The sequence below is a fragment of the Streptomyces bikiniensis genome (assembly GCF_000716625.1).
Lineage (GTDB): Bacteria > Actinomycetota > Actinomycetes > Streptomycetales > Streptomycetaceae > Streptomyces > Streptomyces bikiniensis.
The window spans coordinates 1-2,506 of sequence record NZ_JNXJ01000097.1 but is presented as its reverse complement, the minus strand read 5'-3'; the positions used below and the strand labels follow the sequence as shown (position 1 = coordinate 2,506).

General features: G+C 56.7%; 1 rRNA gene. It reads right to left on the bottom strand.

Going from position 1 to position 2,506, the window contains the following annotated elements:
• Positions 1-31: 31 nt before the first annotated feature.
• Positions 32-2,506 (bottom strand): 23S ribosomal RNA (locus tag OO47_RS32840); the annotation flags it as partial.

Sequence of the window (2,506 nt, the reverse complement as noted above, 5' to 3'; positions counted from 1 at the left end):
TTCAGAACTAACACAGTGGACGCGAGCAACTGAGGACAAGCCCTCGGCCTATTAGTACCGGTCAGCTCCACCCTTTGCAGGGCTTCCACATCCGGCCTATCAACCCAGTCGTCTACTGGGAGCCTTACCCCATCAAGTGGGTGGGAATACTCATCTCGAAGCAGGCTTCCCGCTTAGATGCTTTCAGCGGTTATCCCTCCCGAACGTAGCCAACCAGCCATGCCCTTGGCAGGACAACTGGCACACCAGAGGTTCGTCCGTCCCGGTCCTCTCGTACTAGGGACAGCCCTTCTCAATATTCCTACGCGCACAGCGGATAGGGACCGAACTGTCTCACGACGTTCTAAACCCAGCTCGCGTACCGCTTTAATGGGCGAACAGCCCAACCCTTGGGACCGACTCCAGCCCCAGGATGCGACGAGCCGACATCGAGGTGCCAAACCATCCCGTCGATATGGACTCTTGGGGAAGATCAGCCTGTTATCCCCGGGGTACCTTTTATCCGTTGAGCGACGGCGCTTCCACAAGCCACCGCCGGATCACTAGTCCCGACTTTCGTCCCTGCTCGACCCGTCGGTCTCACAGTCAAGCTCCCTTGTGCACTTACACTCAACACCTGATTGCCAACCAGGCTGAGGGAACCTTTGGGCGCCTCCGTTACCCTTTGGGAGGCAACCGCCCCAGTTAAACTACCCATCAGACACTGTCCCTGATCCGGATCACGGACCGAGGTTAGACATCCAGCACGACCAGAGTGGTATTTCAACGACGACTCCACCATGACTGGCGTCACGGCTTCACAGTCTCCCACCTATCCTACACAAGCCGAACCGAACACCAATATCAAACTGTAGTAAAGGTCCCGGGGTCTTTCCGTCCTGCTGCGCGAAACGAGCATCTTTACTCGTAGTGCAATTTCACCGGGCCTATGGTTGAGACAGTCGAGAAGTCGTTACGCCATTCGTGCAGGTCGGAACTTACCCGACAAGGAATTTCGCTACCTTAGGATGGTTATAGTTACCACCGCCGTTTACTGGCGCTTAAGTTCTCAGCTTCGCCCCACCGAAATGGAGCTAACCGGTCCCCTTAACGTTCCAGCACCGGGCAGGCGTCAGTCCGTATACATCGCCTTACGGCTTCGCACGGACCTGTGTTTTTAGTAAACAGTCGCTTCTCGCTGGTCTCTGCGGCCACCCCCAGCTTAGGAAGCAAGTTCCTTCACCAGGTGTGGCCCCCCTTCTCCCGAAGTTACGGGGGCATTTTGCCGAGTTCCTTAACCATAGTTCACCCGAACGCCTCGGTATTCTCTACCTGACCACCTGAGTCGGTTTAGGGTACGGGCCGCCATGAAACTCGCTAGAGGCTTTTCTCGACAGCATAGGATCATCCACTTCACCACAATCGGCTCGGCATCAGGTCTCAGACTATGTGTCACGCGGATTTGCCTACGTGACGTCCTACACCCTTACCCCGGGACAACCACCGCCCGGGCTGGACTACCTTCCTGCGTCACCCCATCGCTTACCTACTACAAGTCTGGTTCGTCGGCTCCACCACTCCCCTTTGCCCGAAGGCTCCGGGGCGGCTTCACGGACTTAGCATCGCCTGATTCGATATTGGGCGTTTCAAAGCGGGTACCGGAATATCAACCGGTTGTCCATCGACTACGCCTGTCGGCCTCGCCTTAGGTCCCGACTTACCCTGGGCAGATCAGCTTGACCCAGGAACCCTTAGTCAATCGGCGCACACGTTTCTCACGTGTGTATCGCTACTCATGCCTGCATTCTCACTCGTGAACCGTCCACAACTCGCTTCCGCGGCTGCTTCACCCGGCACACGACGCTCCCCTACCCATCACAGCGGGCGTTGGCCCTCATGCTGCAATGACACGACTTCGGCGGTACGCTTGAGCCCCGCTACATTGTCGGCGCGGAATCACTTGACCAGTGAGCTATTACGCACTCTTTCAAGGGTGGCTGCTTCTAAGCCAACCTCCTGGTTGTCTCTGCGACTCCACATCCTTTCCCACTTAGCGTACGCTTAGGGGCCTTAGTCGATGCTCTGGGCTGTTTCCCTCTCGACCATGGAGCTTATCCCCCACAGTCTCACTGCCGTGCTCTCACTTACCGGCATTCGGAGTTTGGCTAAGGTCAGTAACCCGGTAGGGCCCATCGCCTATCCAGTGCTCTACCTCCGGCAAGAAACACACGACGCTGCACCTAAATGCATTTCGGGGAGAACCAGCTATCACGGAGTTTGATTGGCCTTTCACCCCTAACCACAGGTCATCCCCCAGGTTTTCAACCCTGGTGGGTTCGGTCCTCCACGAAGTCTTACCTCCGCTTCAACCTGCCCATGGCTAGATCACTCCGCTTCGGGTCTTGAGCGTGCTACTGAAATCGCCCTGTTCGGACTCGCTTTCGCTACGGCTTCCCCACACGGGTTAACCTCGCAACACACCGCAAACTCGCAGGCTCATTCTTCAAAAGGCACGCAGTCACGAGAC